The 5787-nt window shown below is 65.7% G+C and carries 6 protein-coding genes; all 6 read right to left on the bottom strand.

Annotated features, from left to right (window positions below; genetic code table 11):
- The coding region (locus ABZF37_RS13235) for a CaiB/BaiF CoA transferase family protein (protein ID WP_372720690.1) at positions 1–970 on the bottom strand (970 nt) is incomplete at its 3' end.
- A gap of 18 nt (positions 971–988) precedes the next feature.
- Complete coding sequence (locus tag ABZF37_RS13230; protein ID WP_372720688.1) at positions 989–1291, bottom strand: 4Fe-4S dicluster domain-containing protein; 303 nt, start codon at positions 1289–1291, stop codon at positions 989–991.
- Positions 1292–1502: 211 nt separating this feature from the next.
- A complete protein-coding gene (locus ABZF37_RS13225; RefSeq protein ID WP_372720686.1) occupies positions 1503–2498 on the bottom strand; it encodes an NAD(P)H-dependent flavin oxidoreductase in 996 nt (331 codons plus the stop codon).
- Between the two features lie 341 nt (positions 2499–2839).
- Positions 2840–3268 carry a DUF2784 domain-containing protein gene (locus ABZF37_RS13220; RefSeq protein ID WP_372720684.1) on the bottom strand — a complete coding sequence of 143 codons (429 nt, stop codon included), beginning with the start codon at positions 3266–3268 and terminating at the stop codon, positions 2840–2842.
- Between the two features lie 206 nt (positions 3269–3474).
- A complete protein-coding gene (locus ABZF37_RS13215; RefSeq protein WP_372720682.1) occupies positions 3475–4911 on the bottom strand; it encodes an MATE family efflux transporter in 1437 nt (478 codons plus the stop codon).
- A complete protein-coding gene (gene cysE / locus ABZF37_RS13210) occupies positions 4908–5648 on the bottom strand; it encodes a serine O-acetyltransferase (RefSeq protein ID WP_372720680.1) in 741 nt (246 codons plus the stop codon). Before cysE ends, ABZF37_RS13215 begins: the two co-directional genes overlap by 4 nt.
- Positions 5649–5787: the final 139 nt, after the last annotated feature.

Below are 5787 nucleotides of genomic sequence, written 5' to 3'. Positions count from 1 at the left end.
GCGGATCGCTGGCGACCGCCGGGTAGTCGTTGATGGGCGCCGCGACCACGTCGGCGTGCTCCAGCCGGGTCATCAGCTCGGCCCGCGAAAATTGGGCGCAGCGCGTGGCCATTTCCCGATCCAGCGCATCGCGGTTTTTCAGTCGCGTGCCCCCATCGACGAAGCGTGGGTCCACGGCCAGTTCCGGTGCATCCAGCGCCCGGCACAGGTTGCGATAGAACTTGTCGTTGAAGGCCGCCAGATGCACTTCGCCGCCGTCCGCGCAGCGGTAGCTGTTGTAGGGCGCATAAAACGGGCTGCGGTTGCCCACCCGCGGCGGCGGCGAGCCGGTGAGCAGGTACTCGCCAAGCTGCACCGGCTGCAGATGGACCACGCCGTCGATCAGTGCCACCTCGGCCGCCTGGCCCTGGCCGTCCCGCGCGCGGGCCCACAGGGCGACCATGGCGGTATAGGCCACCAGCGTGGCGGCGGTCACGTCCGCCACCGCGGCGCCGGCTTTGAGCGCCTGACCGCCGGGCTCGCCGGTGCCGGCTATGAGGCCACCGAGTGCTTGCGCCGACGGGTCAATGCCCGGCCGACCGGCGTAGGGGCCGGTCTCGCCGTAGGTGCTGACGGTAACCAGGATGATGTCGGGCCGGATGCGACACAGGGCGGCATAGTCGAGTCCGAGCTTCTCGCGGGCGGGACTGCGCACATTGTGGATAACGATGTCGCTGTTCGCCACCAGCCGGGCCAGTACTTCCTGGCCCTGTGGGCGGGTCAGGTCCAGCACCATGCCGCGCTTGTTGCGGTTGACGCCGATGTACAGGCCGGTGTCGTCGCCGCGGCGCGGGCCGACGCGGCGACCTTCCTCGCCACCGGGGGGCTCGATCTTGATGACCTCGGCGCCCATGTCGCCGAGCAGGGTGGCGCCCAGCGGCGCCGCGACCATGCTGCCCAGATCAAGCACCCGGATACCGGTAAGCGGCATGGGTGGACTGCGGCTATGTCAGCGCGGCACGACCTGGATGGCGTCTTCCGGGCAGGCGGCCACGCAGCGCAGGCAGTTGCGGCAGTCCTGCTCGTTGTCGGCAAAGGCCTGGCGACGGCCGTGCGCCCGCACCTTCAGGCGCGGCAGAAAACCTTTGACGTGGGTGTTGAACTCATCGTCGGTCAGGCGGCGGATGCTGAACACGCCTTCCGGGCACACCTGGGCGCATTTTTCCTTGCCCTCGCAGCTGTTGCGGTCGATCAGCACTCGCCACTTGCCGGCTGTTTCTTCGCATTGGTCGAGCGCGCTTGCCACGGTCATGTTTCTGCTCCTCTGTTAGGGAAACGCTAAATAAATCCATCCTGGATTTCTCGGCACACGTCCCCGGAAAAATGTAATTTTCCGGGGACTCGCAGAATCAATGGCTTGCAGCCATTGATTTTGGCACTACACCCTTGTGCCGGTTGAACCCGTAATTGAACCAGCGGTTCCTTCTTTGTCGAAATTGGTTGTCGAAATTGTTTGTCGAAATTCAAACCCGACCCAGCCGGGCCAGGGTCGCCTGCGCCTCGTCCACGATGCGGCGCACAATCTCGCCGGCCGGCAACACCTCGTGAATCATGCCGGATACCTGACCGGCGGGCAGGCCGCCATCGTCCACCGCACCATCGTAGCGGGCATGGCGGGCGGCATCGCGTCCGACGCTGATGTGCTGCGCCGGGAAAGGCTGGATGTCCTGCGGCCGGGCGTCCCAGTGCTCGGTGAAAGCGTTGCGCACCAGCCGGCACGGCTTGCCACTGTGGGCGCGAGTCACGACCGTCCCCTCCTCGTCGATGGCGACGATCTTCTGTTTGTAGGCATCGTGGGCGTAGGCCTCGGCGGCGGCGACAAAGCGTGTACCCAGCCACACCCCGCAGGCGCCCAGGGCCAGCGCCGCCACCAGGCCCCGCCCGTCGCCAATGCCACCCGCCGCCAGCACCGGGATATCAACCGCGTCCACCACCTGCGGCAACAACGTGAAGCTGCCGATGCGCCCGGTGTGGCCGCCGGCCTCGTGGCCCTGGGCGATCAGCAGGTCCACCCCCGCGGCGGCCAGGCGCTTGGCCTGGCGCACGTTGCCGATGACGGACATGACCGTCATGCCCCGCGCGTGGGCGGCGTCCAGCACGCCAGCTGGCGAACCCAGGCCCGAGATCAGCACCGGCACTCGGGCTTCCAGCACCACATCGATCTGGCGCTGCACCTCGGCCGAGTATTCGGCCACCGCGTCGCTGCGCTCGCTCTTGACCTGCCCGAACAGGATGTCGACGCCGAACGGCCGGTCGGTGAGCGTACGCACTTTGGCGATGTGCTCGGCCAGTTCGTCAATCGACAGGCCTTCGGCGCCAATGACGCCAAGGCCGCCGGCCATCGATACCGCAGCCGCCAGCTCGCCACGGGCGATAAAGCCCATGCCGGCCTGGCAGATCGGGTAGGCAATGCCGAGGCGTTCGGTGAGGATTGTGGAAAGCGGGTTATGGGTGGCCATGTCGGGGTCGCCGGGAAGATTTGCCCTAAGCATAACGGCCGTTCGGGCTGCAGCGCATGTCGGGCGCCGACATACCCTCGCCTGCCGGCAAGGCAGGAGGAGCCGTGGCAAGCAATTCGGTGTAATGCGCGGTACTGGACCTGTGCCGGGCGCGCAACCCGGCCAGGTCAATTTCCCGATCGAAACCTAACTGTAGAGTGCGTTCTCAGCAGCGCGGACGAATGTGTCAAGGCAAGACCTGCCATCTTGGCGCCTTTTTGATAACCGGCAGGACACCACCGGGCATCGTTTCATTCTGGCCCGGTGGTGTCCTGCCGGTGCGTGCATGGTTGAGTGAAAGACTAGGCGCCGCTCGCATGGCGATGGCGTGAGAATTTTCTAGGCGGAAAGTACCACCAGGTCGCAACTACCAGCGAGCCGAAGACAGAGTACGCCAGTGCTAAGGCCCAGAGCGGAGCCTCGTAGTACAGGACGCGCTGAACCCAGTGCTCTATGAAGCTTGCCGCGTATGCTGCTTCTCCTGCCTGCTCGCGTAACCAGGACTCGAGAATGGTGAGAGGACATAGCTGACCGAGCCAAGCCTGGGCCACGGCGATAGCGATGGCCGTTACATGCGCGAGGCGAAACACCGGGGAGTTGACCCAGCGCCAGTTCTTCACGTTCCCTACGCACACTGCTACCAGGCCGCCGACGACAAACACAACGACAGCGAAGTGAAGCAGCAGAACCGTGTCTGCAAGAAGGCGGTACGTGTGTTGCGGGTCTTGCAATTGCAGCGCCTAACTACAAGTGGACACCCCAAAAGGCGTCCTGTTTTACGCCTCCAGGATGTCCAATTTTCCGTCGAGCTAGGCTACTGTTTGGTTTGCCATCATGTCAAACCTGTTAAGACCCCCCAAAACCGATGTCAATTACACCTTGGGCGGTGCACCAAAACTGAAGTTCCTGGATGAGGTACGCGCCCTCTCCCGGACCGCTAGATCCGGATCCGTGCCCAATGTCCCTGGCGCCAGTAGCGGCGAAATACCGCCACCTGGGTCAGCCGGTAGACCTCCTGCCCCAGCCAGATGCCGAGCAGGCCAAGGCCCCACACCGGGCCGATCATGTACGCCAGCGGCGTGAACATGCCCCATTGCGTCAGCACGCTGATGCGCATCACCCGGCGCCCATCACCAGCGCTCATCAGCACCTGCATGTAGATGCGTTTGATCCCCTCCAGCATGACCGCCAGACCAGCGATACGCATCGGCCAGCGGGCCAGCGCAATGGTGTCCGGGCTGTGCAGAAACAGGCCCAGGATCAGGTCCGGCGCCAATACCATCGGCGCCCCAAGCAGAGCGAGTCCGAGCATGCCGACACGCAGTGTGTCGCGTGTCCAGCGCCGCGCGTCGGCCACGTCCCCCTGGCCGAGTGACTGACCCACCAGCGTCGCTGCCGCGATGGCCAGGCCCATACCGGGCAGGATGGCGACCGTCATCAGGTTGACCAGCACGTTGGCGGCGGCCAGTTCCGCCGTGCCGATGCGGCCGATGATCCAGTACAGGGCCACCAGACCGGCCGATTGCGACACGTGCTGCAAGCCAGCTGGAACCGATATGCGTACCAGAGTGGTTACATCCTGGCGGTTTGGCCTGCGGCGCAGGAAGCCGCCTTGCAGCGCGTAGCGCCAGCCGAAACCATAGTAAAGGGTGGTGCCGATCAGCACCGACAGCGCCGTGGCCAGGGCCGCGCCGGGCACACCGAGCTCCGGTGCGCCGAAGTGGCCGTAAATGAACATGTAATTCAGCAGCACATTGCTGGCGTGCATGATCAGCAGCGTGATCATGTACAGGCGCGATTGGCCGATACCGTTCCAGTAGCCGCGAAAGGCATAGTTCATCGCCATCAGCGGGCCGGCGAGCATGCGGATCTGAAAATACGGCACGGCGCCGGCAACGACCGCCGGATCGGGAGTCAGCAGTGGGAAAAACCACGGCGCCAGCCAATACAGCGCCAGCGTCAACACCGGGCCGATGATCAGGATCAGCAGCAGGCTGGCGTTGAGGGGGACGGCGGTTTCGTCCAGCCGGCCCTCGCCTTTGCGCCGGGCGGCGATGGCCTGCACACCCACTGACAGGCCAAGGATCATGGCCTGGCAAGTAAACAGCACGAAGCTACCCAGGCCGACGGCCGCCAGCGCGGCGTCGCCCAGCTGGCCGACCATGGCGGTGTCGATCACGTTCAGCAGGCTCTGCGACACCATAGCGGCGATGATGGGCAGCGCCAGCACCAGGATGCGGCGCAGGCGCGCCGGCTCGACAAAACGCGACGCCGCGCGCGTATTGGTAGTGCTGTTGGGGTCCGGGTCAGCGTCCGCCACGCGCTGCGCGCCCGGAGAGTCGCCGGGCGGGGCAGCGGGGCGCGGCGGGGTCAAGCGTCAGAGTCGTTGCGGCGTGCGTGCGCTACGGCTGCGTCATCGGTGCCGGTTGTAACGCCCAGTTCCTGCAGAGCGGCGGTGATCTTGGCCATGCGCTCCTCGATCGCCTCGACGTGATCAAGTACGGCGTCCAGCGAGCGGCTGACCGGATCGGGCAAGTCGCCGCGCAGGCCATAGGCGGCAAAGCCGATACGGGCGGCGGTCTCGCGCCGACGCTCGGCATCGGCCCCGACCACCCGGCCTGGTATCCCCACCACAGTGGCGCCGGCCGGCACATCCTTGACCACCACCGAGTTGCTGCCGACGCGCGCCCCCTGGCCCATGGTGATCGGGCCGAGGATCTTGGCTCCGGCTCCGACCACGACGTCGTTCTGCAGGGTCGGGTGGCGTTTGCCCTTCTCCCAAATCGTGCCACCCAGGGTCACGCCGTGGTAGAGCGTGCAATCGTCGCCGATCTGGGCCGTCTCGCCGATCACCACACCCATGCCGTGGTCGATGAAAAAGCGCCGGCCGATGCGCGCGCCGGGGTGAATCTCGATACCGGTCAAAAAACGCCCCAGATAGGAGACGACACGGGCCAGCCAGCGCAGCTTCAGCCCCCACAGCCAGTGCGCGAGCCGATGTAGCCACAGTGCGTGCAGGCCGGGGTAGGTGGTAAATACCTCGAAGCGGTTGCGCGCCGCCGGGTCGCGGGCGAACACGCAGTCGATGTCTTCACGCAGGCGGTTCAGCATGGCAGGGAGTGCTCTTGGCTTCGGCCGCCGCGATGGCGTGCCCGGTGGCGGTCAGGATGCCGCGCAGAATTTGCATTTCATTTTGGTCCGGTGCCGCTCGGTTGACAAGCGCTCGCAGGCGTCGCATGGAACGCTGCGG

The organism is Immundisolibacter sp., from assembly GCF_041601295.1.
GTDB lineage: Bacteria > Pseudomonadota > Gammaproteobacteria > Immundisolibacterales > Immundisolibacteraceae > Immundisolibacter.
This window is presented reverse-complemented; position numbering and strand designations above follow the sequence as displayed.

Coding starts and splice junctions, on each gene's coding strand:
- ABZF37_RS13230 (WP_372720688.1), bottom strand. CDS start 1,291: ATGACCGTGGCAAGCGCGCTCGACCAATGCGAAGAAACAGCCGGCAAG.
- ABZF37_RS13225 (WP_372720686.1), bottom strand. CDS start 2,498: ATGGCCACCCATAACCCGCTTTCCACAATCCTCACCGAACGCCTCGGC.
- cysE (WP_372720680.1), bottom strand. CDS start 5,648: ATGCTGAACCGCCTGCGTGAAGACATCGACTGCGTGTTCGCCCGCGAC.